Below are 26,226 nucleotides of genomic sequence, written 5' to 3' on the forward strand. Positions count from 1 at the left end.
GGCGCGGCGGCGGCGGCACGGCCGAGAGAAACAGCAGCTGCCGCCCGCCCGCGAGCATCACCGCGCGCTGGTCCGAGGGCTGTGTCAGCACGAAGCGGCCGATCTGGCTGAACGGCAGCTCGAACAGCGCTTCAAAACTGCGCCCCACCAGCGGCATGGCGTGCACCGCGCGGCCCTGCAACGCCAGCTGCGCGCGCCGGTTGTGGCCCACCACGCGACCGTTTGCGTCCAGCGCCAGCAGGTACTCGGGCTGCACGTCCAGGAACTGGGGCGCTGCCGATAGCCGCAAGATCCAGTCGTGCCGGTGGCGGTGCAGAAAGGCCGCGTGCTCGATGTCGTGCGCCGTCATCTTCACCAGCTGCAGCGCCAGGTGCTGGCTGCTCTTGGGCTGGCTCGAACTGAGCTGCGAAATGTCGAGCACCGCGCTCAGCTCGCCCGCACTGTCGTACACCGGCGCGGTGGTGCAGGTGAGCGGGATGTGGGTGGCGTCGAAGTGGTCGTCCAGGTGCACGGTGAGCGCCTCGCCGGTGCTGATGCAGGTGCCCACGCCGCAGGTGCCTGCGTGCTGCTCGCTCCAGTCCGCGCCGAGGTAGAGGCCCGCCTTGCGCAGGCTGGGCTCGAACACCAGGTCGCCCAGAAAGTCCACCGTCACGCCGCGCGCGTCCGTCAGCAGCACCACATAACCCAGCCCCGCCACCTTGCTGTAGAGCGCCTCCAGCCCGTGGCGCGCGATCTGCAGCAGCGCCTCCATCTGGTCCTGGTGCTCGCGCAGCCGCGCCTGCGGCAGGATGACGGCCTCCTGCATGCGGGTCGGGTCCAGGCGGTGCTGCTGCACACAGCGCAGCCACGAATCGCGGATCACCTGCTCATGCCCCGCCGCCGCCTGCGCGTCTGCCCCGTCGGTGGCCACCTGCATCACGGTGGCGATGTGCTGGTGCGGTGTGGTGGGCATGGTGCGGCTCCGGGTGAAACGCTGGCGGGCGAGCCTTGCACCTTCGGGGGAGCGCGGGGTGGTGTCAATGGAGGGTTTACCCGGGGAGGGGCCGGTGTCGGCGGCGGATTCAACGGGTCGATGCAACACACTGACAACTGTCTAGGCAGAAGGAGTGCTGCAGATGAAATACCGGACGCGGATCTACTACACCGACGCACAGAAGGCTGTGATGTGGGATCGTTGGAAGCAAGGCTGGACGCTCCATCAGATCGCGCAACTGTTCAATCGGGCACACACTTCAGTACAGGGGATCCTGTCGCGGACAGGAGGCTTTAGGCCACCGGCACGCAGTCGGTCGTCAATAGCACTGACGCTGGCTGAAAGAGAAGATATCTCTCGCTCCCTGGTCAACGGCGAATCGATCCGCTCGATTGCCGGACGCCTTGGACGTGCGCCATCGACAATCAGTCGAGAGGTCAGTCGCAATGGCGGTCGCTCGCACTATCGAGCAGCGGTTGCGGACAGTGCTACCTGGGATCGTGCGCTCCGCCCAAAGTCATGCAAACTGATGCTGAACCGAGCGCTTGCCCGCGTTGTGGCCAACAAGCTGCGCCTGCGTTGGTCGCCAGAGCAGATCGCCGGTTGGCTCAAACATACTTACCCGAGCGACGAGACCTTCCACGTGTCACATGAGACCATCTACCGTTGCTTGTTCATTCAAGCACGCGGAGCCCTGAAGAAGGAGTTGCTGGAGCATTTGCGACGCACTCGCGGCATGCGTCGCTCTCGGCATCACACACAGAAGACGCCCACCCACGGACAGATCTGTGATGTGGTATCGATCAGCGATCGACCGGCCTGTGTCGAAGACCGCGCAGTGCCTGGTCACTGGGAAGGCGACCTCCTCTTCGGCAGCGGCAATAGCCAGATTGCAACGCTGGTCGAGCGGCAAACACGATACGTGATGTTGGTGAAGGTCGATGGCAAAGACACTGAAACTGTCGTCAATGCGCTCATCAAGAATGCGCGAAAGCTGCCTCAGGAACTCTACAAGTCCCTGACCTGGGATCGAGGCAAAGAAATGGCCTCGCACACGCGGGTCACGATGGCCACCAACATCCAAGTCTTCTTCTGCGATCCGCGCAGCCCCTGGCAGCGGGGCAGCAACGAGAATACGAATGGGTTGCTCAGGCAGTACATGCCGAAAGGCATCGACATCTCGGGCTACTCCCAGCTCCAGCTCAACGCCATAGCGAGACAATTGAACGAGAGGCCACGCAAAACACTTGGCTTCCAAACGCCCGCTGAGATGTTCAGCGAATCCGTTGCGTTGACCCGTTGAATCCGCCGCCATGAGCGGTCGGTGGTCAATTGAGAAAGCAGCCGATCAACGTCAGAATTCAGCGGACGCCGAAGGCGGTCCGATGGCAAGACCTGTTAACCGTTGAAGAATGGTCCGAGGTCCGTTCGAGCGTGCTGGACAGCGTATTCAACCACTGCCAGCGGAACGGCCTCGACGTGTTGAAGAAATGACCACTCCCTTCTTCCATCGAACCGAACCACCTCAAAAACGAGCGTCTCATTTTTTCCGTCAACAAGGTAACACTCCCATTGCATGGCGTCACGGTCGACATCCGTCGCAATTACTACCCTGTACTCGCGTCCTTCGATGTGCATGATGGTTTACGTTGAAGCTGAGCCGCGAGCGGCGGCTTGCCGACGCGAGTCGGCTCGAGCGACTGGTTAGCCGACTCTTCGAAGTACTGCATTTTGAAGCGAATCGGTTTCAGGGAAGGCAGCCAAGAAACGCTTTTGAGCCGCCTCAGGAAGGCCAACAAGAATGGTGGCGCTGCTGTCCCAGCAAGCAATCTCAAAGACTGCACCTTGCAATTGCGGCCTAACCTCGGAGCCAGTCCAGAAGTCCGGGTTGCCTTCGATGTAAGGAGCGGCAAGTACGGTATGGCGATGGCCAACTGGCACCGCACTGAACACAGCCCAGATGAACTGGATTTCATTGCATTCAAGCAAGCGACGAAGCTCGATGCCAGTGATCCATTGGTCTCGAGGCGAGAAGTCCTCGCCGTAGTAGTTGGTCTCGATGTCACTCAAGTACCAATCGAAGGCCGATGCCGAGATTCCCAATGCATGCAGCGTGGCCCGCATGTCGGTGAAGAACGGAACTCTGTCGGTTCCCTCGAGGATGAGATTCATCGGGTATGGCGCCAAGACGGCTAACTTTGATTTAAACGGCAAAACGCCGGATACCCACAATGGCAGTCGTTAAACAAAGTCGGCCTCCCGTCTGAAAAGTTGTTTCAAATCAACATACTGCACCATCTTACTTCGGCGACGAGAAGGTATAACAAAATCGACAAACCCGACTGCCCCCACCCTATGCCCCTTTGCCCAGCGAGAGGCCTGACTAGTAGCGATCTGTCCGCTTTCTGGCAGCTCAAACGGGTGCCTGCTCAGGGTCGGGATGGGATTTTCAAAGACGTTGGGGGTGTCATTCACAAGTCGCTGTTCGCTGCGGGCGCCGGATGCATAAGCCCCGAAGCGCCAGCAATGATGGGGCGCGGATCAAAGCCTGCAACACAGCGCCAGCGAAACCGCCGAACACTCAAGCCGCGCCAGACCCCTCCGTTCCGCCCGATTCGGGAACCACCGCGAGCCGCTCGCAACGCAGCGCATCGATCGGGTGGCCGGCGCCACGAAAGCGCGCAGCCGCCTCCGCAAAGCGCGAGGCAGCCACATGCGCGCCCTCGCCGCGAGCGACCGCCATGTGGCCGAGCACTTCGTCGTGCGCCGCATGCCAGGCCGGCAAGCGCATCACCACGTCCGCCAGATAGGCGCTCTGGCCGGTGTACTCCTCGGCCAAGTCGAGGCGTCCTGCTCGCGCCGCGGCAATCGCCGCTGGCACGGCGAATGTGATTCGGCAACCCGGGCAGGTCTCCAGCGGGCCGCGCACGGCCTCGCGGGCATCCTCCAGCGCATGCAGTGCGGCGATTGGGTTGCGGGCCAGGCGGATGCGCGTTCCGTAGATCCGGTCCAGCAGGTGAAACCCGATGTCGGTCTGCCGCGCCAGGTCCAGTGCCTCGTCGATCAGGGTGCGGGCGTCGTCGAGCTGCCCGCGGTACATCGCGACCTCGGCGAGCCGCTGCATCGAAAACGCCTCGCCGGTCGCGCCACCGATGGCATGGTGCAGGCGCACACCCAGCGTCAGATGCTCCTCGGCCGCGGAAAGATCGCCGGCCAGCAGCTCGGCCTCACCGCGCAACGTGACGCCAAAAGCGTGCCCACGCGCAGCGCCGATCCGGACGGCTTCGGCAGCCAGCCCTTGTGCAAAGGCGATGACCTCGGGGTAGGGCCGTGCCCCGTAGAGGAAGCGCTGCAGGATGCAGAGCTGTCCGTCGAACACCCGCACAGCCAGGTGCGGCAGCTGGCGGGTGTCCTGCAGGTCGGCCCAGACGCTCTGGTGCAGTTCCCCACGTGCGTGCGCCGCCGCCGCCTGGGCCCACGAAGCGGTCACGATGGCCGAAACATCGCCGGCCTGCAAGGCGAGCCGCCTGGCCTCGGCCGCCTTGCGCGTGCCCATGGCCGGGTCCGCCGCGCCGAGGGCTGCGGCACCGCAGTAGGTCAGGGCCTCGCACAACCGTCCGTCCACACTGTTCGGCCGGACGCCCACCAGCTCTTCGAGCGCGCCCTTCGGGTTGCCCTGCTTGATCATCGCCAAGGCACCCTTGGCCCGCAGGTTGTGCGACATCGGCTCGCCAGCCGCCAGGGCGGCCGTCCGGTATGCGGCCACCGCTGCCGGGTCCCCCATGGCATCCAGTGCCTCCGCACGCAAGCGCAGCGCCTCGGCATGGCCGGCCTCGAAGGCCAGCACGGGCTCCAGATGGCGCAGGGCGTCACTGAAGGCGGCCAGGCGCACCGCGTCGCGCGCCGCGGCAAGCAGGCAGGGCACGGCATCGCGCGGGTTGCCGCCGTCGAGCCAGTGGCGTGCCACGAGGGCCGGCGCGGCGTCGAGTTCACTCAGGCGCTGCGCGGCCTGGCGGTGCATCTTCAATCGCTGGTGCGGCGGGATCTGCTCGATCAGGACCTGTCGCACCAGGTCGTGCCGAAACCGGTAGCCCGTTCCCGCCAGCACCAGCACACCTGCGGTCAGCGCCAGGTCCAGCGCCGCAAACGCGTGTGCCTCGGCGTCCGGTGTCAGGGCTGCGGCCGTGGTGGCGTCGAAGGCGTCGCCGGCCAGGGCCATCCACTTCAGCGACGCCAGCACCGCATCGGGCACATCGCACAGGCGGGCGAGGATGGCTTCGGCGACGTTGCGGGGCAGCCGAGTGCCTGAGGGTTGTGCGCAGCGCGCCAGCTCGATCGCCGCAAACGGGTTGCCCTCGGCAACGGCAACGATGTGCGACACGTTCTGTTCGGACAACGGACACGGTGCCGCCTGGGCCACCAGCCGACGCGTCTCGTCCTCGTCCAGCGGCTCAAGATCGAGCGCCTGCATGACGCCGCTGCCGACCAGGCGCGACACACCCCGGGCGAGCGCCGAACCCAGCGTGGGAGCGCGCGTTGCCAGCACCACGCACACCGGTGGACCGGCAGAGGCCAGGTGCATCAACACGTCGGCGTCGGCATCGTCGATCAGGTGCGCGTCGTCCACCAGCACCATGACGTCGCCGCCGCCCGAAGCCGCCAGCAGCAGACGCCTCAAGGCGCCGATCACCTGGTGCCGCCCCAGCGGACCGGCCAGGGCGGCGGCCGGCGCCGCGAGCGGGCTGAGCTGGGCAAGCACCGAGCGCGCCGGCGCGCCGATGTGGTCCAGCAAGGCGCGGTCCGACGCGACCAGCCGTTCGGTCAAGGCGGCGATCACCGCGTAGGCGCGTCCGGGCTGTGCGGCGTCCACGGGAACGACGGTCCAACCGCGCTCCCGGGCCAGCGCAGCGAGTTCACGGCAGAAAGCGGTCTTGCCAATACCCGCGGGGCCGCGCAGCACGATGCCGCCGGGCCGTTCGGTGGCGCCCATGCCCAGCCAGGCCACCGCCTGGGCACGGACCAACGCCCGCCCGATGGTGGCCGGACCGGCTGGCTGCAGGCCGGCGACGCACTGCCCGTACAAGGCCTCGGTGTCGTGATCGGGTGCGACGCCAAGCTCCCGTTCGAGCGCCTCGCGCAGACGCGCATACCAGCGCACGGCGGCTGCCCGGTTGCCGGTCGCGAGCTCGCGCGCCATCAGCTCGCGATGGGCGGGCTCATCGGTGGGCTCCACCCGGGCCAGGCGTTCCCACTGGTCGCTGGCCCGAAGCAGCGCCATGAACCGCACGTGCAGCCGTTCGCGTGCCGGTTCGGCCCAGGCTTCGTAGGTCGAGCCCGGCAGCAGATCGCCGGTGTAGGCGTCGGCGGCCTGCGCGCAAGCCTCAGGCTCGCCGCTGGCGAGCGCCGCCTGCGCGAGTTGCTCGAAGCGGTCGACATCGACGGCAACACCGCCGTGGGCCCACAGCACCACCTCGCCGCCTTGCGACACCACGCCGTCGTGCCGGCCGAGCGCCTGGCGGGCGTGGTGCGCGGCCTTGCGCAGGTTGGCGGCTCCGGCGTCGGGATCGAGTTGCGGCCACAGTGTGTCGACGACGCGGTCGCGTGTCATGCGCCGCTGCGGCGCCAGGCTCAGCAGCTGCACCAGCTGGGCCGAGCGCAGGCTGGGCCAGCGCTCAGCAGCCACCTCGATGCCGTCGATCGACACCGAGAATCCACCCAACAGGCGCACCTCAAGGTGACTGGCCGGCTCGGATTCTGTGATGGCGTGGGAAGGTCCCATGGTGGATCAAGTGTGCGGCGCCCGGCCGGCCAGCGCAATGCCCCCAGCGGCCGGGAACGTTTCAGGAACACCCGATGGCGATGCTGTGTTCCGCGGGTTGTTCCAGACCCGCGACATCCAACAGGAGCACACCATGGCCACGCAACAGATTTCCTTCCTGATTCCCCCCTACGGCACTGCGACGTTGAACCTGCCCGAGCTGTTGACGCCCGACGCGTTCGCCCGCCTCGACTCGGCCATCGATCAGGCGCTCGCTGAGCCGCGCCAGGCGCTCGGTGACGCCGCCCCAGACCCGGGGTCCATCGAGTACGACTCGTGGTTGAACCGGCAGCAATGAAGCCAGGAGAGGACCATGACATCATCGCTCTACCAAAGACTCGGCGAGTCCGAGGGAATCACCGCCATCGTGGACGACGCGGTTGATCGCCACGCCGTCAACCCACTGCTGGCCCCCCGCTTCAGCGGCAAGGACTTGGCCCACGCTAAACGAATGGGCGCGCAATTCTTCTGCATGGGTGCGGGCGGGCCTCAACGCTACGAAGGCCGCGACCTGCGCACCGCGCATGCCGGGATGAACATCAACGAGCAGGAGTTGATCGCCACCATAGACGACTTCGTGGCCGCCATGCAAGGGCAGGGGGTCGGCACCACCGAAATCAATGAGGTGGTGGCGATCCTCTACTCATTGAAGGGCGACGTGCTGCGGGTCTGAGCGGCAAACGACCGGGCCTTCGCGGCGCCCGGTGGCTCCACCAGTCTGGAGACGGTGTCGAGTCGCCCTTGCGCCGCACGCCTGAAGGTCCGCAGTCCATTCTGCACAACCGTTCTGCGTGACCGGTTCGGGCCTGAAGTCGGATGCCCGCAACGGATCGGTACCGCCGGTCCAGATGATGTGAAAACGGTCGGTGTACCTAGCGCCAGCCGGGCGCGGAAGTCCTATGACCGCAGTACCTCATACAGCCGCCGTTCGGGCCAGCACCGGTCGCCGTGCCCAACAGCCGCTTCGTGGCTGTCAGAGTGAGCTCGCCTGGCAGCACCCACCGTCGGCAACCGCTTCACTGCGGCTGTTGGTGGCCAGGACCTCTCGGGCTGCTTGGGGTCGAAAAGAGGCAACTGACTCCAAGCCTTCACACTCAAGGCAACGCCCCCGCCAACCCTCAAATCCCCACCGCCAGCTCGACCACGGCCGCCGTTCCCGACGTCGCCCCATCCAGCTCGCGGTGCCAATCCTCAGACTAGCGGATCAGCGTCAGCATCCGCAGCCCACACGACGGAACAGTCCACGGTCTGGATGCCGAAGTCCCAGGCCAGCCACCAGAGCGCTCACAGCCCACCGAGCACGATGCCTCTGGGCGCGTCCAGCCAGTCGGTGGGGTCGATCAATCAGGCTTCCCGGTTTGGGTGGTCCGTTCCAGCTTCGAAAGATCAAACCCCTTCGCCTGCAACCGCCCCAGCAAGGCCTGATACGCCCCCGCCTCCACCGTCGGCGTGCGCGACAGGACCCACAGGTATTCGCGGCTCGATTCGCTCACAGCGACCAGCTGGTAGTCCGCATCAATGTCGATAACCCAGTAGTTGCCCCAGACCATGGGCAGCCACGACAGCCAGGCGGGGGCGAAGCGCACTTTCAGTTTGGGCGAATCGGCGGGGCCGTCCTGGCGCGCGCGGCCCACGGCTTCGGCCACTTCGCCGTTGGCCTGGCGGCAGCGGTTGATGACGTCGAGCTGGCCGTCGTCGCGCAGCCGGTACAGCGCGCTCGTGTCGGCCACGCACTGGCGCTGGAAGCGGTTGGGATACTTCGCGATTTCGTACCAGGTGCCCAGGTAGCGGCCGACGTCGAGCCGGGCTATGGTCTGGAGCGGCTCGGGTGGCGCGGAGGTCTGCGCCGGTGCGGCGAAAGGCGACAGCAGGGCCAGCGATAGGGCCAGCTGCCGCAGCGTGGGCGATGGGGTGAACGAAGGGGCGGTGGTGGGCGTGGTCATGGCATCGGGTGGGTTGGGCTCAGTGTGCCCGCTTCCCACACGGCGCGATGTCTGCCACCGCACCCAGGCCGCCTCAGCCCTTCTTCGTCAGCCCCAGCCGCTCGATCGTCGCCTTCTCGGTCTTGAAGGTGCGATCGCCGTAGGCCGTGTAGTCGGCCGTGCTCATGTAGACCGTGGGCATGAAATACTTGTCCAGCGTTTCCTGCACCTTGGCGTCGTCCAGCGTCTTCTTGAACGCGTCGTGCAGCACCTTGACCACGGCCGGGTCCATGCCCTTGGGGCCGCCGATGCCGAAGGGCGATTCCGTGATGGTGTCCCAGCCGCTTTCCTTCACCGTGGGCACGTCGGGGAAGGCCTTGTTGCGGTTGCTGCCGAGCGTGGCGAGCAGGCGCAGTTTGCCGCTCTGCACGTGCGGCGCGAATTCGGTGGTGCCGCTCATCATGCGGATGTGGCCGCCGAGGATGGCCTGCATGATTTCGGCCGAACCCTTGAACGGGATCGGGTTGAGCTGGATGCCGGCTTTCTCGCTGAACTCTTCGATGGCGAGGTGCGGCGTGGTGCCCGTTCCCGTGTGGCCGTATTCGAGTTTGCCGGGGTTGGCCTTGGCGTAGGCCACCATCTCCTTGAGGGTCTTGAACGGTGCGTCCGCCGTGCAGGCGATGCCGAAGGTGTAGCCGGTGAGGCAGACGATGTGGCTGATGTCCTGCACCGGGTCGAACGGCATCTTCTGCATGTGCGGCAGGCGGTAGATGCCCAGCGGCAGCTGCGTGAGCGTGTAGCCGTCGGGAGCGGCGCCGACCATGGCGGCCGCGCCCAGCGTGCCACCCACGCCGGGTTTGTTCTCGATGATCACGGGCACGCCCAGCGTCTTGCTGGCGCTTTCCGCGAAGGCGCGCATGACACCGTCGCTGCTGCCACCGGCGGGCCAGGGCGCGATCAGCTTGATGGGGCGGTTGGGGAACTTGTCCTGTGCGAACGCGTGCATCGGCAGGAGCGCCGGAGCGGCCACAGCGGCAGCGGCCGACAGGATCTGACGGCGGTTGAAGTTGGCGGGGCGGCTGGACGGGTGGCTCATGCGGTGTCTCCTGTTGTGATGAAGTGAGACAAGCAAGATAGAACCAGCGGGCCGAACCGGGAATGGGGCATGCCCGGTGCTCCCCCCGGAATCCGTCACCCGCGCGACGCAGGCTCAGGTCTTCAAGCCTTCAAGCGGCGGTCTGCTCGCCCAGCAGGTCGTCGGCCTTGCCCAGCGGCTCGCCGTCGTCCAAGGTCTGCCAGTCGCTGGTGAGCAGTTCCATCAGCGCATGGTCCAGGGTGTCGAGATCAATGTCCAGACGCTCGACCAAGCCCTCACGCTGCAAAGTGGAAGGTCCACGGTTCATCTGGGTCCTCCGATCTGATCGACGGCTCGCGCCAGACAGGGCGAACGACGGTGCGATCACCGCCCGAGTGTTCTGCAAAGCGGGCGGCTTGACCAGTATCAAACCGTTTCAACATGTGCATGGCCCGATCGGCCTTGCAGGCTGAGGACTTCAGATGCGGGTGGCATCGGCCCGCCAGCGCGCGAATTCCACGTACCAGTCCAGGCAACCCGGGTTGGCCATGGCTTCCTTGTTGATCACCTTTTCCAGCGGCTGGCCGAGCAGCAGTTTCTTGATCGGCAGCTCCTGCTTCTTGCCCGAGAGCGTGCGCGGGATTTCGGCCACCTGCAGGACTTCGTTGGGCAGGAAGCGGGGCGAGAGTGCGGTGCGGATGGCGCCGTTGATCTTGGCCGTCATGGCGTCGTCCAGCGTGAGCCCCGGGCGCAGCACCACGAACAGCGGCATGTAGCTCTCGCGGCCCAGGTATTCGAGGTCCACCACCATCGAGTCCAGCACCTCGGGCAGGGCCTCGACGGCGCTATACAGCTCGCTGGTGCCCATGCGCAAGCCGTGGCGGTTGATGGTGGCGTCGGAGCGGCCGTAGATGACGCAGGAGCCGTCGGGGTGGATGCGCAGCCAGTCGCCGTGGCGCCAGACGGCGCCGGCATCTTTGTCCAGATCACCGCCGCCAGGTTTGCGGCCGTGGCCGGGCGGGTACATGTCGAAGTAGCTGCCGAGCAGGCGCTGGTTGTCCTTGTCGCCGACGAAGTACAGCGGCATGGACGGGATGGGTTGCGCGCAGACCAGTTCGCCCACTTCGTCGATGACGGGCTGGCCCTGCTCGTTCCACGACTCGACCGCGCAGCCCATGAGGCGGCACTGCATGCGGCCGGGCGTTTGAGGCAGTTCGCGGTTGCCGCCGATGAAGGCGCCGGCGAAGTCGGTGCCACCGGAGATGTTGCACCACCAGATGTCGCTTTGCGCATCGTTTGCAGCGATGGCCGCGAACTGCGCCGTTCCCCAGTTCTGCGCGTCCTCCGACAGCGGCGAACCGGTCGTGCCCAGCGCCCGCACCTTGGACAGATCACCGCAGGTCGACAGGTCCACCCCCGCCTTCAGACAGTTCGCAAAAAACGCCGCGCCGGCGCCGAAGAAGGTCACGCCGAGTTCGGACGCGAAGCGCCAGAGCGTGGTCCAGTCGGGCTGGTCCTTGGGGCCACCGGGGTTGCCGTCGTAGAGCACGCAGGTGGTGCCGTTGAGCAGGCCGCTGGTCTGCGCGTTCCACATCACCCAGCCGGTCGAGCTGTACCAGTGGTATCGCTCGCCCCAGCTGTTGGGCGCGTAGCTGCAGCCCACGTCGTTGTGGATGATCTTCAGTGCCATGGCCACGATCACCGTGCCGCCGTGGCCGTGAACGATGGGCTTGGGCAGGCCGGTGGTGCCGCTGCTGTAGACGATCCACAGCGGGTGATCGAACGGCAGCCACAGCGGCTCAAAAGCGGCGGTGGCCGCGTCGTAGCGCGAGGTCGCGGTGCTGAAGGCCGTGCAGGGCTGGGCGGCCTCCAGCGCGCGGTCCACCGCGGCCGGGTCGTCGGCCAGGTTGGTGTGCAGGATCACGTGGCGCACCGTGGGCAGGGCTGCGCGCAGTTCGGCCACCACGCCCAGGCGGTCGAAATCCTTCATGCCGTAGGTCACGCCGTCGCAGGCGATCAGCGCCACCGGCTCGATCTGTCTGAAGCGGTCGAGCACGGCGTTGGTGCCCATGTCGGGCGCGCACACGCTCCACACCGCTCCGATGCTCACCACCGCGAGAAAGGCGACCATGGTCTCGGGGATGTTCGGCAGGTAGGCGGCCACGCGGTCGCCGGGCTTCACGCCCTGGGCCTGCAGGTGCAGCGCGAGCGACGCGACCTGGCGCCGCAGTTGTGGCCAGCTCAGTTCGACGTGACGGCCCTTTTCGTTGCGGCTGACGATGGCGCTGAAGCCGGCCGCGTGCGCAGGCATCACATGGCGCAAGACCTGCTGCGCGTAGTTGAACTGTGCGCCCGGGAACCACTTCGCCCCCGGCATCACGTTGCGCTCCAGCACCGCCGTGTGCGGCGTGGGCGACTGCATCTTGAAGTAGTCCCAGATGCTTTGCCAGAAGGCCTCGAGATCGGTGGTGGACCAGCGCCAGAGCGCGTCGTAGTCGTCGAAATGCAGACCGCGGTGTTCGGCCAGCCATTGCTGGTAGAGGCGGATCTGGGGGATGTGGGGCGCGGGGGTGCCCGGCGTGGTGCTCATGGTGGCTCGCTCTTGGTTTGGGCCCTGGGGGCCTGTTGTCTCCGTCTGTCGCGAGGGTAGCAGCGCACCTCTGACTGCGCCACTGCCCAGGTGACAGCACCCCTGCGGTATAACCCGCCCATGCCCCTGCCCGCCCCCACACTCGAACCCGCCCTGGACCTGACCGTCTTCGTCGCCGCGCCCATCGAGGCGGGCGAGATCACGGGGCTCAACAGCCGCGGCAAGCGCCGCATCATCCCGATCACCGGGGGTGCAGTCAGCGGCGCCATCCACGGCCGGGTGCTGCCCGGTGGCGCCGATTTCCAGCTCGTGGTGAGCGACACCTGCGCCGACCTCGACGCGCGTTACCTGCTGCAGCTGGACGACCCCGACTGGGCGGGCGCCCATGTGTTCGTGCAGAACCGCGCGCTGCGCCGCGGCTCGCCGGAAGACATCGCCAAGCTGGTGCGCGGCGAGCCGGTGGACCCGGCCGCCATCTACTTCCGCTGCGCGCCGACCTTCGAGGTCTCGCACCCGGCGCTGGCCTGGATGACACAGAGCCTCTTCATCGGCACCGGTGCGCGTTTTCCCGATCGCGTGGAAATGCGTTTCTTCCGCGTCGCCTGACGCGGATCAAGGCCCGCACACCGGCGTCAGCGCCATGATCGCAGCGGCGCTGTCCCGCCCGCGTCGCGCCTGCTGCAACGCAGCGTGCGCGCCCCCAGACCACCCGGCAGAATCGCCGCCACCCGACACCCGCTTTCCACAACCACAACAAGGAGTTTTCATGGGCATGTTCACCTGGAGCGAAAAATCATCGGCCACGCTGGCCGGCGGCGGCGTCATCGGCCCCGACGAGCGCCTGCCCTGGCCGCAGACCGCCGTGATGGGTGTGCAGCACCTGATCGCCATGTTCGGCGCCACCGTGCTCGCGCCCATCCTCATGGGCTTCGACCCCAACGTCGCCATCCTCATGAGCGGCATCGGCACCCTGATCTTCTTCGTCATGACCGGCGGCAAGGTGCCGAGCTACCTGGGGTCGAGCTTCGCCTTCATCGGCGTGGTGATCGCGGCCAGCGGCTACGCCGGACCGGGACCCAACGCCAACATCGGCGTGGCGCTCGGCGGCATCATCGCCTGCGGCATTGTCTACACGCTGATCGGCGCGCTGGTGCAGGCCATCGGCACGGGCTGGATCGAGCGCCTGATGCCACCGGTGGTCACCGGCGCGGTGGTGGCCGTGATCGGCCTGAACCTGGCCGGCATTCCGATCAAGAACATGGCGCCCACGGGCTTTGACGCCTGGATGCAGGGCGTGACCTTCGTCTGCGTGGCGCTGGTGGCGGTGTTCAGCAGCGGCATGCTACAGCGCCTGCTGATCCTCATGGGCCTGATCATCGCCAGCGTCATCTACGCCGTGCTCACCAACGGCTTCGGGCTGGGCAAACCGCTGGACCTGAGCGGCATCGCCAACGCCGCCTGGTTCGGCCTGCCCAACTTCAGCACGCCGGTCTTCAGCGGCAACGCCATGCTGCTGATCGCACCCGTGGCCATCATCCTGGTGGCGGAAAACCTGGGCCACATCAAGGCCGTGACGGCGATGACCGGCAAGAACCTGGACCGCTACATGGGCCGCGCCTTCATGGGCGACGGCGTGGCCACCATCGTGGCCGGCAGCGCGGGCGGCACCGGCGTGACCACCTACGCCGAGAACATCGGCGTCATGGCCGCGACCAAGATCTACTCCACCGCCATCTTCTTCGTGGCCGGCTGCATGGCGATCCTGCTCGGTTTCAGCCCCAAGTTCGGCGCGCTGATCCAGGCGATTCCGCTGGCCGTGATGGGTGGCGTGTCCATCGTGGTGTTCGGCCTGATCGCGGTGGCCGGCGCCAAGATCTGGGTCGACAACAAGGTTGACTTTTCGAACAACAAGAACCTGCTCGTGGCTGCGATCACCCTGGTGCTGGGAACCGGCGACTACACGCTGCGCTTCGGCGAATTCGCGCTCGGCGGCATCGGCACCGCGACCTTCGGAGCCATCGGTCTCTACGCCCTGCTCAACCGCAAGGGCTGAGCGGCAGAGCAGGGAGCACCACCGGACGGTTTTGCCGACGCCAGTGCCGCCCCCTGAAAGGCGCCGCGCGCAACGCGGGGTGCAATTCCCGCCCCGGCGCGAAATGTCCAAGCCGTGAACGCGGCGGAACTGGCTTTGCCAGGCCGCGCGCGTTGCCCCCTCGAGGGGGTCGCGCGAAGCGCGGCGGGGGTGGTCAATCTATTTTCACGTACTCGTAGTCCACCGGCTGCTGGTTGATGCCCATGCGCGGAGGGGCGATCCAGCTGGCGTATTCGCCCGGTGCGTGGTGCGCCTTCATCAGCGAGTTGATGAAGTCCATGTCCGAGTCGTTGGGCAGCCACCCGCCCTGCTGCGCGGCAAAGGCCTCGGCGCTCAGCAGCTCGCCGGCCGGGCTGATGTGGTGGCCGGCGAACTCGCCGATCTTGCGGTGGAAGCCCTTGTGCGGCTGGGTGATCTTGAAGTTGATGCCGGCCTTCTCGATGGTCTTGTTCCAGCGGTCGATGCCGCCCTGGCAATCGGCGATGTAGTCGTCGAGCAGGCGGCAGTTGATGGCGCGCAGCGCGGGCACCGGCTCCACCACCAGCTGGCCATTCACCACGCGGGTGACGTCGTAGGTGGCGTCCTGCAGTTCGTGGTCGTCGCCGGTGAGCTTGGCTTCGTTGAAGCGGCCCTTCAGCCCCGACGAGAACGATTCGGCGGCGTTGCTGGAGATCTCGGAGCCGAACAGGTCGCGCGTCACGCTCATGTGGAAGTTGGCCTTGCGCTGCAGCAGCGGCAGGTCGACCACGCCGAGTGCGCGGATGCGCTCCACGTCGTACGGGTCGGTGATGCCGGCCTTGTTCATCGCGGCGCAGGTGGCCTCGATGGTGCGGCCGACGCCGGTCTCGCCGACGAACAGGTGGTGGGCTTCTTCGGTCAGCATGAAACGGCAGCTGCGCGAGAGCGGGTCGAAGCCGCTCTCGGCCAGCGCGGCGAGCTGCATCTTGCCGTCGCGGTCGGTGAAGTAGGTGAACATGAAGAAGCTCAGCCAGTCGGGCGTGCGCTCGTTGAAGGCGCCCAGGATGCGCGGGTTGTCGGTCTGGCCCGAGCGGCGCTCCAGCAGGGCCTGTGCTTCCTCGCGGCCGTCCTTGCCGAAGTACTTGACCAGCAGGTAGACCATGGCCCAGAGATGGCGGCCCTCTTCCACGTTGACCTGGAACAGGTTGCGCATGTCGTACAGGCTGGGCGCGGTGGCGCCGAGGTAACGCTGCTGCTCCACGCTGGCGGGCTCGGTGTCGCCCTGCACCACGATCAGGCGGCGCAGCAGCGAGCGGTATTCGCCCGGCACTTCCTGCCACACCGGCTCGCCCTTGTGGCGGCCGCAGGGGATGGTGCGGCCCTCCACCTTGGGCGCCAGCAGGATGCCCCAGCGGTAGTCGGGCATCTTCACGTAGCCGAACTTGGCCCAGCCGGCCGGGTCCACACCCACCGCCGTGCGCAGGTAGACCTCGGCGTTCTGGAAACCGTCCGGCCCCATGTCCTTCCACCAGTCGATGTAGTTCGGGTGCCAGCTTTCCAGCGCGCGCAGCAGCTGGCGGTCGCTGGACAGGTCCACGTTGTTGGGGATGGCGTCGTCGTAGTTCACTTCGACAAAGCGGTCGTTGCGCACGGATTCCGGGGCTTCGACAAGGGTGTCTTCCTGGCTCATGGGGGTCTCCTGGGTGGAACGTATATGCAATTTAATGCACGCTGCTGCGAGCGGCAAAGTGCAGTATCTTGCTTAATCGAGGTAAAGGTTTGCGCCAGATCAAAAGGCGTTCAGATCGTCGCCGGGCCGCCGTCGCCGATCAGGGCAAACCCTCATGCCTGCAGCAGCGGGCTGTTACCCCGGCCACCGGGCGCGCTCCAACAATCGTCTCCACACCCCCCACCACCAGGAGAGACACACATGGGCAAGAAGCTGTTGATGATCTGCGGCGATTACTGCGAGGACTACGAAACCATGGTGCCGTTCCAGGCGCTGCAGGCGGTCGGCCACACGGTGCACGCCGTTGCGCCCGACAAGAAGGCCGGCGACTTCATCCACACCGCCATCCACGATTTCGAAGGCGCGCAGACCTACAGCGAAAAGCCCGGCCACCGCTTCACGCTCAACGCCACTTTCGCCGACGTGAAACCCGAGAGCTACGACGGCCTGGTGATCCCCGGCGGGCGCGGCCCCGAGTACCTGCGCATGCACGCCAGCGTGATGGCGCTGGTCAAACACTTCACCAGCAGCGGCAAGCCGGTGGCCGCTGTCTGTCACGGTGCGCAGCTGCTGGCGGCCACGGGAGACATCAAGGGTCGCACCATCTCGGCCTACCCGGCCTGCCAGGTGGAAGTGGAGCTCGCGGGCGCCACCTACGCCCACATCGCGGTGGACGAAGCCGTGACCGACGGCCCCTTCGTCACCGCGCCCGCCTGGCCGGCGCACCCGGCCTGGATCGCGCAGTTCCTCGTGGTGCTGGGCACGACGATTACGCATTGATGTGAATCACCAGCGCCTGAAGCCGCCGACAATGCGGCTTCATCCGCCAATGCAGGAGTGCTGCCATGTGTGAAGTCTTCATCAGCGCCGACCCCGAGAGCTACGCCAGCCGCACCCGCTCGGTGCGGCTGCACGGTGTGGTCACCAGCATCCGGCTGGAGAACCTCTACTGGGACGTGCTCACCGAAATCGGCGAGCGCGACGGCATGGCGGTGGTCGCGCTAATCGAGAAGCTGTACGACGAGCTGGTCGCCGCGCGCGGCGAAGTCGGCAACTTCGCGTCTTTCCTGCGCGTGAGCGCGCTGCGCTACATGGCGCTGCAAGCCCACGACCGCATCCCCATGGACAACGCGGTGCCGATCCGCTCGCTCGACCCACGCGCCGTGCTGCACGCGCTGCCTTCGCACTGGGCGCTGCCGCCCCCGGCGGCGTCGGGCACGGTGGTGGCGCTACGGCGCAAGGGTTGACGCCGCCCCGGCGCGGCCCTTGGCACAGGCGACACCCGGCGCAGTGCATGCGGGTGGTGGGCCGCTACAGTGTGGCCGACCCTCCTCCAACCAGCCACCTGTTCAGCCACCATGTCCCTCTGGAAAAAACCCCTCTCCGTCGAAGAACTCACCGCCATCCACGTGGGCACCGCCGTGCAGCACCTGGGCATCGAATTCCTGGAGGTCGGCGACGACTTCATCCGCGCCCGCGTCCCGGTGGACACCCGCACCCAACAGCCCTACGGCCTGCTGCACGGCGGCGTGAGCGTGGTGCTGGCCGAGACGCTGGGCTCGTGCGGCGCGATCTACAGTTGCCCCGAAGGCCACCGCGCCGTGGGGCTGGACATCAACGCCAACCACCTTAAGGGCGCCACCAGCGGCTGGGTCACCGGCGTCACGCGGCCGGTGCACATCGGCCGCACCACCCAGGTCTGGCAGATCGACCTCACGAACGACGCCGGCGAGCTGACCTGCGTCTCGCGCATCACCATGGCGGTGCTGGCACCGCGCTGAGCCTCACTGCGCCAGGGCGCAACCGCTCAAGCCCAGCTGACAGTTAGCCGATATAGTGATCAAACTCGCACTTCTGTCACGGCCCGCCATGGACTCCGCCCTGCCCTCGAACGACGACGATCTCGGCCACTACCTGTCGCTGATGGTCGCGCACGGCGCGTCGGATCTGTTTCTCTCCAGTGGCAGCTCGGCCGCGCTCAAGGTGCAGGGCGTGGTGCGGCGCCTGTCGGAACCGCCGCTGGACCCGTCGCGCACGCAGCGCCTGGCCTATTCGGTGATGCGCGAGTCGCAGATCCGCGGCTTTGAAGCCACGCTCGAATGCGACCTGGCCATCGCCCTGCCCGGCCTGGGGCGCTTCCGGGTCAACGTCTACCGCCAGCGCGGCGACGTGGCCGTGGTGGTCCGCCACATCAACGCCAGGATTCCTTCGCTGGACGGGCTGAAGCTGCCGCCGGTGCTGAAAAAGCTGGCCCAGCTCAAGCGCGGTCTGGTGCTGGTGGTGGGCGCAGCGGGCTCGGGCAAGTCGACCACGCTGGCGGCCATGCTGGACCACCGCAACCGCAACCTGAGCGGCCACATCCTCACGGTCGAAGACCCGATGGAGTTCGAGCACAGCCATGGTCTGTCCATCGTGGACCAGCGCGAGGTGGGTCTGGACACCCAGTCGTTCGACGAGGCCCTGCGCCACGCCATGCGCGAAGCGCCCGACGTGATCATGATCGGCGAGATCCGCGACCGCGACACCATGCAGCACGCCATGGCCTACGCCGAAACCGGCCACCTCTGCGTCTCGACGCTGCACGCCAACAACGCCAACCAGGCGATCCAGCGCATCCTGAACTTCTTCCCCGAGACCGCGCACAAACAGATCCTGATGGACCTGTCGCTCAACCTCAAGGGTGTGGTCGGCCAGCGGCTGATCCGCGGCGTGGCCGACAAGCTGGTGCCGGCGGTGGAAGTGATGCTGCTCTCGCCCTACATCGCCGATCTGATCCAGAAGGGCCAGACCGATGACATCAAGGAAACCATGTCCAAGAGCACCGAGCTCGGCATGGCCACCTTCGACCAGTCGCTCTACGAGCTCTACGAGCGCGGCGAACTCACGGCCGAACAGGCGGTGGACAACGCCGACTCGCGCACCGACCTCTCGCTGCGCATCCGGTTGCACCACGGGCAGCGACCGCAGACCGGCGGTCTGCACATCGCCCAAAGCTGATTGGGGCCACCGGCCCGCGCCCGGCGTTCAGCCGGGTGACACGGCGCCCGCCGCGGGCATGGGCCGTCCACGTTCGCAGCGGCCGTTCGCACTGGCCAGGCCGCGGAAATCGCTGGTCCAGGTCTGGGCAGCGGTGTCGATCTGGATGCGCTCGTTGTCCAGCGCGGTGAGGATCACCGTGCCGCGCACCGCGAAGGTGTACACCGGCACGCCGTCAATCAGCACCGAGCGCACCCGTTTCTGGTCGTAGGCGATGGCGACCGTGCGCGTCCAGACGGAGCGGGCCGGCAGGTAGGCGGCCTCGCACACCAGCACCACCTGGCTCGTTGCCGGCGGTGTCTGGCTGTGGGCGGCCGCGCTGAACACCAGCGCCAGCACCGCGGCCATCCGCACAGGATTCATTCGGCGCCGCCCTGCGCCATGCGTTCGCTCTTCCAGTAGACGTCGTCACCGCCGTTCATGCGGTTGAGCACGCGCGCCAGCACGAACATCAGGTCCGAGAGGCGGTTGAGGTACTGGCGCGGGGCTTCCTTGATCGCTTCTTCGTTGCCCAGTGCCACCACGACACGCTCGGCGCGGCGCGCCACCGTGCGGCACACGTGCGCCTGGGCCGCGGCGCGCGTGCCCGCGGGCAGGATGAATTCCTGCAGGCGCGGCAGCTGTGCGTTGTAGGTCGCCAGCGCTTCGTCGAGCGCGAGCACGGCCTCGGGCTTGAGCAGTTCGAAACCCGGGATGGACAGCTCACCACCCAGGTTGAACAGCTGGTGCTGGATCTCCACCAGCAGCGTGCGCAAGTCGGGCGCCATGTCTTCGCACAGCAGCAAGCCGATGTGCGAGTTGAGTTCGTCCACGTCGCCCATGGCGTGCACGCGCAGGCTGTTCTTGGAGACGCGGGTGTTGTCGCCGAGGCCGGTGGTGCCGGCGTCGCCGGTGCGGGTGGCGATCTGGGTGAGGCGGTTGCCCATGACGGATTCCTTGGTGGCCGCTGTGCGGGGAACCTCGCATTGTGCGGGAATCGGCGCCCGTTACACCGGGCAGGGAAATGTGACTGCGGCAAGCGGAATGTCATGCAGGCAACAGCCGGCAAAACCATTGGCGCTGCTCGGTGTGCTGCTATGAAATAACAGAACCCCGCGCTTCAGGGCACGGGGTTCTGTTCAATCTCAAGGAGCCAAGAACCATGTTTGATCGACAACACCACACCCTGTTCGAAGTCCGCAGCGTCCTGCTGTTCGCCGCCCTGACCATGGGCTCGACCAGCGCCCTGATGGCGCAAAGCACCGCCCTGCCCGCGCTGGCTTCCAGCGACCAGGCCATCAGCGCCGCCTTCACCAGGGCCGACAAGAACGCCGACATGGCCCTGAGTGCCGAAGAGGCCAAGACCTTGCCCGCGGTGTCGCAGCAGTTCACCCAGATCGACGCCAACGGCGACGGCGCCATTTCGCTGCCGGAGTTCAGGGCGGCCATGAAGGATCCCAAGTCCTGATCGCCTGAACAAAGCGTGAGCCCGACAGGGGCATTGCGCAACGCTTCTCCCGGCGGGGGGCTGGCAGTAAACTGGGCCGTTTTTCGCCCGGCCCAGTTTGGAGACTGCCATGAACGCCCCCGCCCAACTCGCCCATCTGGTGCCCGACATCCAGCAGCGCCCCATGCCTGCGGAACTGTTGGCGGCGCTGCAATCCCGTTTTTCCAGCCAGTGTTCCACCGCCATGGCGGTGCGCGAGCAACACGGCCGCGACGAGTCGGTGTACGACGTGCCGCCGCCCGCCGCGGTGGTGTTTGCGCAGAACACGCAGGACGTGTCGGACGCGGTGACACTCGCCGCGTCGCACAAGGTCCCCGTGATCCCGTTCGGTGTCGGCTCCTCGCTCGAAGGCCACCTGCTGGCCGTGCAAGGCGGCATCAGCATCGACGTCAGCCGCATGGACCAGGTCTTGTCGATCAACGCCGAAGACCTGACGGTGACGGTGCAGCCCGGCGTGACGCGCAAGGCCGTGAACGAAGCGGTGAAAAGCGAAGGCCTGTTCTTCCCCATCGACCCCGGCGCCGACGCCTCGATTGGCGGCATGGCGGCCACGCGCGCTTCCGGCACCAACGCCGTGCGCTACGGCACCATGCGCGAGAACGTGCTGGCGCTCGAAGTCGTGACGGCCAGCGGCGAGGTGATCCGCACCGGCACCCGCGCCAAGAAGTCCAGCGCCGGCTACGACCTCACGCGCCTGATGGTGGGCAGCGAAGGCACGCTGGGCGTGATCACCGAAGTGACGCTCAAGCTGTATCCGCTGCCCGAAGCGATCTCGGCCGCGACCTGCTCCTTCCCCACCATCGAAGCCGCGGTGCGCACCGTGATCCAGGTGATCCAGCTCGGCGTGCCGATCGCGCGCTGCGAGCTGATCGACGCCAACACCGTGCGCATGGTCAACGCGCACAGCAAGCTGGGCCTGCGCGAAGAACACATGCTGCTCATGGAGTTCCACGGCTCGCCCGCGAGCGTGAAGGAACAGGCCGAGACGGTGCAGGAGATCGCCAGCGAGTTCGAGGGCAACGCCTTCCAGTGGGCCACCACGCCCGAAGAACGCACCCGCCTGTGGACCGCGCGGCACAACGCCTACTTCGCCGCGATCCAGAGCAAGCCGGGCTGCCGCGCCATCAGCACCGACACCTGCGTGCCGATCAGCCGCCTGGCCGACTGCTTGCTCGACTCGGTGGCCGAGGCCGACGCGAGTGGCATCCCCTACTTCCTGGTCGGCCACGTGGGCGACGGCAACTTCCACTTCGGTTACCTGATCGACCCGGCCATCCCCGAGGAACGCGAGCGCGCCGAAGTGCTGAACAACCAGCTGGTGGCGCGCGCTCTGCGGCTCGAAGGCACCTGCACCGGCGAACACGGTGTGGGCCTGCACAAGATGGACTTCCTGCTCACCGAAGCCGGCACGGGCGCCGTCGACATGATGCGCAGCATCAAGCGCGCGCTCGACCCGGACAACATCCTGAACCCGGGCAAGATCTTCGCGCTCTGACGGGGCATCGTGTGAACCGTGCGGCGGGCGCTGGGCCTTGGGCATTCCCCCATGCAGGGGAAAAAGCGCTGAACACCTGCGCACCGTGGCCCTCAGAGCATGGTCTGGCGCCCAGCGAAGATGTAAACTTTAGGGCTCATTATTTCTGGAGGAGGTCTTTCATGAACAGGCTGCTGCTCCCCTTGCTGCTGGCGTCGTCCGCCGTGTTTGCGCAAGACGCCGTGCCCACCGTCCGCATCTGCGACAGCAGCGGTTGTTCCGACCGCCCACGTGACAGCGCCAGCTTCCAGCCCGAGGCGACCGATCCGGTGGCCGAGCAGCGCCTGCTGCAGCTGACCGAAGTGGCGCGCGACGACCCACGCGCCGCCTACGATCTGGGCCTGCGCTATTTCCGCGGTGACGGTGTGCGCCAGGACAGCTACCAGGCGCTGAAATGGATGCGCGACGCCGGCGAACGCGGCGTGGTCTCGGCGCAGCTGGCGCTGGGCCGCTTCTACCTCATGGGCCTGGAAGAAATGGGCCCCGATCCCGCCGAAGCCGAGACCTGGCTGTCCATGGCGGCCGCCAAGGGCAACAAGGAAGCACGGAGGCTGCTGCCCCAGGCCCAGGCCGCGAAGAAGGACGAAAAGAGCGCCTACGAATGGCGCGAGGCCAACCGCAAAAACTGGTACGGCGGGTGGTACGGTACGTATTCCTATTATTGGTACTGGGGTCCCAACGGCTGGAAATACCGCTGAGTGCACCCAAGAGTGCTTTTTTGATTGCTTTTTATACGTCAACAGAGAGTCCATCCATGAGCAAAACCACCTCTTCCCTCCGCTGGGCCGCCCTGGCCGCCTCCCTCGCACTGGCCGGTTGTGTCACACCCGGCGGCGGCATCGTGTCCACCGGCGGCAGCCCCACCGCCACCACGGGTTCGGCCGGCGGCAGCACCAGCGTCAACGCCAACAGCGGCCTGCAGCGCTGCGATTCACCGCTGGGCACGCTGGCCGTGGACGACGGCCGTGGCAAGGAGTGGTACGCCAGCTTTGGACGCGAAACCCAGGTCACGACCATCGAGCCGCTGATCCGCCTGGCCGTGCAGCAGTCGAACTGCTTCGTCATCACCTCGATCGGCAACAACCGCACCGAAAGCAAGATCTCCGCGATCACCGACAAGCAGCGCAACTCGGGTGAGTTCCGCGCCGGCTCCAAGCAGCAAAAGGGCCAGCGCGTCGCCGCCGACTACTACCTGGAGCCGGCCGTGATCATCGACAACGAGTCCACCGGCCAGATCGCCGGCGCGCTCGGCGGTCTGCTCGGTGGTCGCAACCGCAACCTGGGTGTGCTGGCCGGTTCGCTGGAAAGCAAGGCCTCCGTGGTGACCATGACGCTGCTGGACATCCGCTCGGGTGTGCAGATCGCCATCTCCGAAGGCAACGCCACCGCCACCAACTACGGTGCCGCGCTCGGCGCCTTCGGCCCCAGCGCCGGTGGTGCTCTTGGCGGCTTCTCGCGCACCCCGGCCGGCAAGGCCACCGTGGCCGCGTTCACCGACGCCTACAACAACATGGTGATTTCGTTGCGCAACTACAAGGCACAAGAGGTCAAGGGCGGCCTGGGTCGCGGTGGCCAGCTCAAGGTGGCGGACTGAAGTCCACCCCCGCGCCGCTGCACGGCGTCCCCTAGGGGGACGGTGCCTTTGGGCCGGTGGAGCCGGACCTTTGGCACCTCCTGGAGGGGCTTCCGCTCTTTTGAACAAGGCCTCCTTCGGGAGGCTTTTGTTTTTGGAGTGCGCCTGGAATTGACCTGAATCTGATGTGTCTCTTGGCCCGGGGACTGGAAGCGCAATTCGGCGCGCGATGTCTTGCCCAGAGGCGCCGACGATCCGGCTTCGCCGGTCAAAGGGCGCCGTCCCCCTGGGGGGAAGCCGCGCAGCGGCGCAGGGGGGGTTACTTCCTCAACTTTTCGATCAGCCCATTGAGCTCGTCCAGCGAGCCGAACTGGATCGCCAGCTCGCCCAGCTCTTCCAGGCGGCCATGGCGCTTCACGCGCTTTTTCACCCGGACCTCGACCTCGGCGGTCAGCAGGTCCGACAGCTCTTCTTCGACGCGCTTGATGTCGCGCGACTTTTCTTTTTTCAGCTTCTGCGGTGCCAGCGCAAACTCCGCGGTCAGTTTTTTCACCAGGCTCTCGGCCTCGCGCACCGACATTTTTTTGGCCGCGATCTGGTTGCCGGCCGTGATCTGGGTCGCCTTGTCCAGCGTCAGCAGCGCGCGCGCGTGGCCCATGTCCAGGTCGCCCGCCATCAGCATGGTCTGCACCGGCTCGGCCAGCTGCAGCAGGCGCAACAGGTTGCTGGCCGCGCTGCGCGAGCGGCCCACCGCCTGTGCCGCCTGTTCGTGAGTGAGCCCAAACTCCTTCACCAGACGTTGCAAGCCCTGGGCTTCTTCCAGCGGGTTCAGGTCTTCGCGCTGGATGTTTTCGATCAGCGCCATGGCGGCGGCCGATTCGTTGGGCACATCGCGCACCAGCACCGGCACGCTGTCCAGACCCGCCAGCCGGGAAGCACGGAAGCGCCGCTCACCGGCGATGATTTCGTACTTGCCGGCGTTCGGCCCATCGGCGAGCTTGCGCACCAGGATCGGCTGCATGATGCCCTGCGCCTTGATCGATTCGGCCAGCTCGTAGAGCGCGCCCTCGTCCATGCGCGTGCGCGGCTGGTAGACACCCGGCACCAGCTCGGTCAGCGGCAGGCTGCTCGGCGTCTGGTTGCGCGCGTTGTCCTGCGCGTCGGGCGAAGCGGCTTCCGCCACTTTGGGGCCCAGCAGGGCTTCGAGTCCGCGGCCTAGGCCTTTGGGTTTTTTGGTGACCATGGATCAGATCTCGTTGTCGTTGTAGCCAGCTTCACGCTGGTGTCGAATGCCCAGCACGATCACGCGCTGGCGGTGGGTGTCAAACACGTAACGGGCCAGGTAGCCGCCACGGCCGCGACTGATGATGAGTTCGCGATGCCCATGTAACAAAGGTCGGCCCACGCCGGGTTGGTGGGTCAGCACAAACAGGCCGTCGAGCAAAAAGGCCAGCAGCTCTGAAGCCAGCGGTTCCTGGCTCTGCCAGAGGAATTCTTCGAGGCGGACCAGATCGGCATGGGCTTGCGGTGTGAGGACGACATCGACCATCGGGCGTCAGAGCAGCTTGCGGGGTACCAGCGGCGCCGGGCGCTCGGCCCGGCCCGCGCGGTATTCGGCCATCTGGGCAAAGTAGGCCCGCACGTCTTCCAGCGTATGGCCCATGCCGGTGGCCAGCATGTCCTGCTCGGCCGCCAGCGCATCCTGCGTGAACTGCTCGCGCAGCCGAGCCCGCTCGGACGCATCGGCCAGGGTCCGCACCATGTAGGCGTGGCTGGAGAGGCCCTGCTTGCGCGCGTCTTCGTCGATGGCCGCCTTGAGTTCAGCGGGCAATTTCAAACTGGTGGCGATGGTGGGGGGCATGGCGAATCTCCAACAAGTAGTCAAGTCTGACTACTTGTGCAGTCTAGCAGCAGCCGATGCCCTTCGGGCCAGTCGCCCAGTCCCGATTCGGCGTTGATGTGCCCGCGTTCGCCGAGGTCGATGAAGCGCGAGCCCCAGCTTTCGGCCAGGCCCTGCGCGCGCTCGAAGCTGCAATACGGATCGTCTCGGCTGCCCACCAGCATGCTGGGGAACGGCAGTCGCTGGCGCACGATGGGTGACCAGCTGGGCAAGACGCCGCGCAGTTCCTCGCGCTCCGGATCGCCGGGCGCCACCAGCAGCGCGCCCTGCACACGGTGCGTGCTGCGCGACACCTGGGCCCAGGCGGCGGTGAGGATGCAGCCGAGGCTGTGGGCCACCAGCACCACCGGCCCGTCGCAGCCGAGGATGACGTCTTCCAGCCGCGCGATCCAGTCGCCGCGGCGCGGGGTCATCCAGTCGTGCTGGTCCACGCGGCGATAGCCGTAAAGGGCTTCCCAGCGGCTTTGCCAGTGGTCCGGCCCGCTGTTCTGCCAGCCGGGCAGGATGAGCACGTTGTGGGGTTTCACGTGAAACAGCCCG

Annotated in this window: 28 protein-coding genes; 13 read left to right on the forward strand and 15 right to left on the reverse strand. The window is 66.6% G+C overall.

What is annotated here, in order from left to right; all coding sequences use genetic code 11:
• On the reverse strand, positions 1 to 952 hold a 952-nt coding region (locus F3K02_RS27580; RefSeq protein ID WP_425485606.1), incomplete at its 3' end, for a sigma-54-dependent Fis family transcriptional regulator.
• A 163-nt stretch (positions 953 to 1,115) separates the two neighbouring features.
• On the opposite strand from F3K02_RS27580, the gene F3K02_RS15605 reads away from it, so the two are divergent.
• A complete protein-coding gene (locus F3K02_RS15605) occupies positions 1,116 to 2,276 on the forward strand; it encodes an IS30 family transposase (protein WP_177136552.1) in 1,161 nt (386 codons plus the stop codon).
• Positions 2,277 to 2,371: 95 nt separating this feature from the next.
• On the opposite strand, the gene F3K02_RS15610 is transcribed toward F3K02_RS15605, so the two are convergent.
• From F3K02_RS15610 to F3K02_RS15620, 3 genes are all read right to left on the reverse strand, one after another.
• Complete coding sequence (locus tag F3K02_RS15610; protein ID WP_177136553.1) at positions 2,372 to 2,611, reverse strand: hypothetical protein; 240 nt, start codon at positions 2,609 to 2,611, stop codon at positions 2,372 to 2,374.
• A 66-nt stretch (positions 2,612 to 2,677) separates the two neighbouring features.
• On the reverse strand, positions 2,678 to 3,145 hold the full coding sequence (locus F3K02_RS15615) for a hypothetical protein (protein ID WP_177136554.1): 468 nt from the start codon (positions 3,143 to 3,145) through the stop codon (positions 2,678 to 2,680).
• Positions 3,146 to 3,554: 409 nt separating this feature from the next.
• Positions 3,555 to 6,752, reverse strand: coding sequence for an ATP-binding protein (locus F3K02_RS15620; protein WP_177136555.1), 3,198 nt, complete (start codon positions 6,750 to 6,752; stop codon positions 3,555 to 3,557).
• Positions 6,753 to 6,885: 133 nt separating this feature from the next.
• Here F3K02_RS15620 and F3K02_RS15625 point away from each other — a divergent pair, with 133 nt between their 5' ends.
• The gene (locus F3K02_RS15625) at positions 6,886 to 7,089 is read left to right on the forward strand and encodes a hypothetical protein (RefSeq protein WP_177136556.1); all 204 of its coding nucleotides are present in this window, start codon (positions 6,886 to 6,888) and stop codon (positions 7,087 to 7,089) included.
• A 15-nt stretch (positions 7,090 to 7,104) separates the two neighbouring features.
• Positions 7,105 to 7,464, forward strand: a complete 360-nt coding sequence (locus F3K02_RS15630; RefSeq protein WP_177136557.1) for a group I truncated hemoglobin — start codon at positions 7,105 to 7,107, stop codon at positions 7,462 to 7,464.
• A 667-nt stretch (positions 7,465 to 8,131) separates the two neighbouring features.
• Here F3K02_RS15630 and F3K02_RS15635 read toward each other — a convergent pair.
• The 4 genes from F3K02_RS15635 to F3K02_RS15650 form a co-directional block, all read right to left on the reverse strand.
• Complete coding sequence (locus tag F3K02_RS15635) at positions 8,132 to 8,734, reverse strand: lipocalin family protein (RefSeq protein ID WP_177136558.1); 603 nt, start codon at positions 8,732 to 8,734, stop codon at positions 8,132 to 8,134.
• 73 nt (positions 8,735 to 8,807) lie between these two features.
• Positions 8,808 to 9,809: a tripartite tricarboxylate transporter substrate binding protein gene (locus F3K02_RS15640; protein WP_177136559.1), complete on the reverse strand. Its 1,002-nt coding sequence runs from the start codon at positions 9,807 to 9,809 to the stop codon at positions 8,808 to 8,810.
• Between the two features lie 130 nt (positions 9,810 to 9,939).
• Positions 9,940 to 10,116 carry a hypothetical protein gene (locus tag F3K02_RS15645; protein WP_177136560.1) on the reverse strand — a complete coding sequence of 59 codons (177 nt, stop codon included), beginning with the start codon at positions 10,114 to 10,116 and terminating at the stop codon, positions 9,940 to 9,942.
• Between the two features lie 150 nt (positions 10,117 to 10,266).
• On the reverse strand, positions 10,267 to 12,378 hold the full coding sequence (locus F3K02_RS15650) for an acetoacetate--CoA ligase (RefSeq protein ID WP_177136561.1): 2,112 nt from the start codon (positions 12,376 to 12,378) through the stop codon (positions 10,267 to 10,269).
• 120 nt (positions 12,379 to 12,498) lie between these two features.
• Between F3K02_RS15650 and F3K02_RS15655 the strand changes: the two genes are divergently transcribed.
• Positions 12,499 to 12,984, forward strand: coding sequence for a DUF3237 domain-containing protein (locus F3K02_RS15655; protein WP_177136562.1), 486 nt, complete (start codon positions 12,499 to 12,501; stop codon positions 12,982 to 12,984).
• A 160-nt stretch (positions 12,985 to 13,144) separates the two neighbouring features.
• Positions 13,145 to 14,431 (forward strand): solute carrier family 23 protein, encoded by a 1,287-nt coding sequence (locus F3K02_RS15660; protein ID WP_177136563.1) that lies wholly within the window; start codon positions 13,145 to 13,147, stop codon positions 14,429 to 14,431.
• A gap of 193 nt (positions 14,432 to 14,624) precedes the next feature.
• Here the strand turns inward: F3K02_RS15660 and boxB are convergent, their stop codons facing one another.
• Positions 14,625 to 16,118, reverse strand: coding sequence for a benzoyl-CoA 2,3-epoxidase subunit BoxB (gene boxB, locus F3K02_RS15665; protein ID WP_177136564.1), 1,494 nt, complete (start codon positions 16,116 to 16,118; stop codon positions 14,625 to 14,627).
• 240 nt (positions 16,119 to 16,358) lie between these two features.
• Between boxB and F3K02_RS15670 the strand changes: the two genes are divergently transcribed.
• From F3K02_RS15670 to F3K02_RS15685, 4 genes are all read left to right on the forward strand, one after another.
• On the forward strand, positions 16,359 to 16,937 hold the full coding sequence (locus tag F3K02_RS15670) for a DJ-1/PfpI family protein (RefSeq protein ID WP_177136565.1): 579 nt from the start codon (positions 16,359 to 16,361) through the stop codon (positions 16,935 to 16,937).
• 65 nt (positions 16,938 to 17,002) lie between these two features.
• Complete coding sequence (locus F3K02_RS15675) at positions 17,003 to 17,404, forward strand: ribbon-helix-helix domain-containing protein (RefSeq protein ID WP_177136566.1); 402 nt, start codon at positions 17,003 to 17,005, stop codon at positions 17,402 to 17,404.
• Positions 17,405 to 17,515: 111 nt separating this feature from the next.
• Positions 17,516 to 17,938 carry a hotdog fold thioesterase gene (locus F3K02_RS15680; protein WP_177136567.1) on the forward strand — a complete coding sequence of 141 codons (423 nt, stop codon included), beginning with the start codon at positions 17,516 to 17,518 and terminating at the stop codon, positions 17,936 to 17,938.
• An 88-nt stretch (positions 17,939 to 18,026) separates the two neighbouring features.
• Positions 18,027 to 19,154, forward strand: a complete 1,128-nt coding sequence (locus F3K02_RS15685; RefSeq protein WP_177136568.1) for a PilT/PilU family type 4a pilus ATPase — start codon at positions 18,027 to 18,029, stop codon at positions 19,152 to 19,154.
• 27 nt (positions 19,155 to 19,181) lie between these two features.
• Here F3K02_RS15685 and F3K02_RS15690 read toward each other — a convergent pair whose 3' ends face one another.
• Together F3K02_RS15690 and F3K02_RS15695 are read right to left on the reverse strand one after the other, a co-directional pair.
• On the reverse strand, positions 19,182 to 19,556 hold the full coding sequence (locus tag F3K02_RS15690) for a hypothetical protein (protein ID WP_177136569.1): 375 nt from the start codon (positions 19,554 to 19,556) through the stop codon (positions 19,182 to 19,184).
• Positions 19,553 to 20,119: a cob(I)yrinic acid a,c-diamide adenosyltransferase gene (locus tag F3K02_RS15695; protein WP_177136570.1), complete on the reverse strand. Its 567-nt coding sequence runs from the start codon at positions 20,117 to 20,119 to the stop codon at positions 19,553 to 19,555. Before F3K02_RS15695 ends, F3K02_RS15690 begins: the two co-directional genes overlap by 4 nt.
• Before the next feature lie 215 nt (positions 20,120 to 20,334).
• Here F3K02_RS15695 and F3K02_RS15700 point away from each other — a divergent pair, with 215 nt between their 5' ends.
• The 4 genes from F3K02_RS15700 to F3K02_RS15715 all read left to right on the forward strand — a co-directional run bounded on the left by F3K02_RS15700 (position 20,335) and on the right by F3K02_RS15715 (position 23,807).
• Positions 20,335 to 20,640, forward strand: a complete 306-nt coding sequence (locus F3K02_RS15700) for an EF-hand domain-containing protein (protein WP_177136571.1) — start codon at positions 20,335 to 20,337, stop codon at positions 20,638 to 20,640.
• Between the two features lie 109 nt (positions 20,641 to 20,749).
• Complete coding sequence (locus tag F3K02_RS15705) at positions 20,750 to 22,174, forward strand: FAD-binding oxidoreductase (RefSeq protein ID WP_177136572.1); 1,425 nt, start codon at positions 20,750 to 20,752, stop codon at positions 22,172 to 22,174.
• 161 nt (positions 22,175 to 22,335) lie between these two features.
• Positions 22,336 to 22,911 (forward strand): tetratricopeptide repeat protein, encoded by a 576-nt coding sequence (locus tag F3K02_RS15710; RefSeq protein ID WP_177136573.1) that lies wholly within the window; start codon positions 22,336 to 22,338, stop codon positions 22,909 to 22,911.
• Between the two features lie 56 nt (positions 22,912 to 22,967).
• Positions 22,968 to 23,807 (forward strand): hypothetical protein, encoded by an 840-nt coding sequence (locus tag F3K02_RS15715; protein ID WP_177136574.1) that lies wholly within the window; start codon positions 22,968 to 22,970, stop codon positions 23,805 to 23,807.
• Positions 23,808 to 24,105: 298 nt separating this feature from the next.
• On the opposite strand, the gene F3K02_RS15720 is transcribed toward F3K02_RS15715, so the two are convergent.
• From F3K02_RS15720 to F3K02_RS15735, 4 genes are read right to left on the reverse strand one after another with little or no spacing between them, the layout of a single operon-like run.
• Positions 24,106 to 25,029 (reverse strand): ParB/RepB/Spo0J family partition protein, encoded by a 924-nt coding sequence (locus tag F3K02_RS15720; RefSeq protein WP_177136575.1) that lies wholly within the window; start codon positions 25,027 to 25,029, stop codon positions 24,106 to 24,108.
• A gap of 3 nt (positions 25,030 to 25,032) precedes the next feature.
• Complete coding sequence (locus F3K02_RS15725) at positions 25,033 to 25,335, reverse strand: type II toxin-antitoxin system RelE/ParE family toxin (RefSeq protein WP_177136576.1); 303 nt, start codon at positions 25,333 to 25,335, stop codon at positions 25,033 to 25,035.
• 6 nt (positions 25,336 to 25,341) lie between these two features.
• A complete protein-coding gene (locus F3K02_RS15730; RefSeq protein ID WP_177136577.1) occupies positions 25,342 to 25,647 on the reverse strand; it encodes a ribbon-helix-helix protein, CopG family in 306 nt (101 codons plus the stop codon).
• Positions 25,648 to 25,667: 20 nt separating this feature from the next.
• Positions 25,668 to 26,213 (reverse strand): alpha/beta fold hydrolase, encoded by a 546-nt coding sequence (locus F3K02_RS15735; RefSeq protein ID WP_177136578.1) that lies wholly within the window; start codon positions 26,211 to 26,213, stop codon positions 25,668 to 25,670.
• Between the last annotated feature and the right edge of the window lie 13 nt (positions 26,214 to 26,226).

It is taken from the genome of Hydrogenophaga aromaticivorans, assembly GCF_013387465.1.
GTDB lineage: Bacteria > Pseudomonadota > Gammaproteobacteria > Burkholderiales > Burkholderiaceae_C > Hydrogenophaga > Hydrogenophaga aromaticivorans.

What these genes read in the sequence shown, in the direction of transcription:
- F3K02_RS15605 (WP_177136552.1), top strand. Translation starts at nt 1,116, where the DNA reads ATGAAATACCGGACGCGGATCTACTACACCGACGCACAGAAGGCTGTG.
- F3K02_RS15610 (WP_177136553.1), bottom strand. Translation starts at nt 2,611, where the DNA reads ATGCACATCGAAGGACGCGAGTACAGGGTAGTAATTGCGACGGATGTC.
- F3K02_RS15615 (WP_177136554.1), bottom strand. Translation starts at nt 3,145, where the DNA reads ATGAATCTCATCCTCGAGGGAACCGACAGAGTTCCGTTCTTCACCGAC.
- F3K02_RS15620 (WP_177136555.1), bottom strand. Translation starts at nt 6,752, where the DNA reads ATGGGACCTTCCCACGCCATCACAGAATCCGAGCCGGCCAGTCACCTT.
- F3K02_RS15625 (WP_177136556.1), top strand. Translation starts at nt 6,886, where the DNA reads ATGGCCACGCAACAGATTTCCTTCCTGATTCCCCCCTACGGCACTGCG.
- F3K02_RS15630 (WP_177136557.1), top strand. Translation starts at nt 7,105, where the DNA reads ATGACATCATCGCTCTACCAAAGACTCGGCGAGTCCGAGGGAATCACC.
- F3K02_RS15635 (WP_177136558.1), bottom strand. Translation starts at nt 8,734, where the DNA reads ATGACCACGCCCACCACCGCCCCTTCGTTCACCCCATCGCCCACGCTG.
- F3K02_RS15640 (WP_177136559.1), bottom strand. Translation starts at nt 9,809, where the DNA reads ATGAGCCACCCGTCCAGCCGCCCCGCCAACTTCAACCGCCGTCAGATC.
- F3K02_RS15645 (WP_177136560.1), bottom strand. Translation starts at nt 10,116, where the DNA reads ATGAACCGTGGACCTTCCACTTTGCAGCGTGAGGGCTTGGTCGAGCGT.
- F3K02_RS15650 (WP_177136561.1), bottom strand. Translation starts at nt 12,378, where the DNA reads ATGAGCACCACGCCGGGCACCCCCGCGCCCCACATCCCCCAGATCCGC.
- F3K02_RS15655 (WP_177136562.1), top strand. Translation starts at nt 12,499, where the DNA reads ATGCCCCTGCCCGCCCCCACACTCGAACCCGCCCTGGACCTGACCGTC.
- F3K02_RS15660 (WP_177136563.1), top strand. Translation starts at nt 13,145, where the DNA reads ATGGGCATGTTCACCTGGAGCGAAAAATCATCGGCCACGCTGGCCGGC.
- boxB (WP_177136564.1), bottom strand. Translation starts at nt 16,118, where the DNA reads ATGAGCCAGGAAGACACCCTTGTCGAAGCCCCGGAATCCGTGCGCAAC.
- F3K02_RS15670 (WP_177136565.1), top strand. Translation starts at nt 16,359, where the DNA reads ATGGGCAAGAAGCTGTTGATGATCTGCGGCGATTACTGCGAGGACTAC.
- F3K02_RS15675 (WP_177136566.1), top strand. Translation starts at nt 17,003, where the DNA reads ATGTGTGAAGTCTTCATCAGCGCCGACCCCGAGAGCTACGCCAGCCGC.
- F3K02_RS15680 (WP_177136567.1), top strand. Translation starts at nt 17,516, where the DNA reads ATGTCCCTCTGGAAAAAACCCCTCTCCGTCGAAGAACTCACCGCCATC.
- F3K02_RS15685 (WP_177136568.1), top strand. Translation starts at nt 18,027, where the DNA reads ATGGACTCCGCCCTGCCCTCGAACGACGACGATCTCGGCCACTACCTG.
- F3K02_RS15690 (WP_177136569.1), bottom strand. Translation starts at nt 19,556, where the DNA reads ATGAATCCTGTGCGGATGGCCGCGGTGCTGGCGCTGGTGTTCAGCGCG.
- F3K02_RS15695 (WP_177136570.1), bottom strand. Translation starts at nt 20,119, where the DNA reads ATGGGCAACCGCCTCACCCAGATCGCCACCCGCACCGGCGACGCCGGC.
- F3K02_RS15700 (WP_177136571.1), top strand. Translation starts at nt 20,335, where the DNA reads ATGTTTGATCGACAACACCACACCCTGTTCGAAGTCCGCAGCGTCCTG.
- F3K02_RS15705 (WP_177136572.1), top strand. Translation starts at nt 20,750, where the DNA reads ATGAACGCCCCCGCCCAACTCGCCCATCTGGTGCCCGACATCCAGCAG.
- F3K02_RS15710 (WP_177136573.1), top strand. Translation starts at nt 22,336, where the DNA reads ATGAACAGGCTGCTGCTCCCCTTGCTGCTGGCGTCGTCCGCCGTGTTT.
- F3K02_RS15715 (WP_177136574.1), top strand. Translation starts at nt 22,968, where the DNA reads ATGAGCAAAACCACCTCTTCCCTCCGCTGGGCCGCCCTGGCCGCCTCC.
- F3K02_RS15720 (WP_177136575.1), bottom strand. Translation starts at nt 25,029, where the DNA reads ATGGTCACCAAAAAACCCAAAGGCCTAGGCCGCGGACTCGAAGCCCTG.
- F3K02_RS15725 (WP_177136576.1), bottom strand. Translation starts at nt 25,335, where the DNA reads ATGGTCGATGTCGTCCTCACACCGCAAGCCCATGCCGATCTGGTCCGC.
- F3K02_RS15730 (WP_177136577.1), bottom strand. Translation starts at nt 25,647, where the DNA reads ATGCCCCCCACCATCGCCACCAGTTTGAAATTGCCCGCTGAACTCAAG.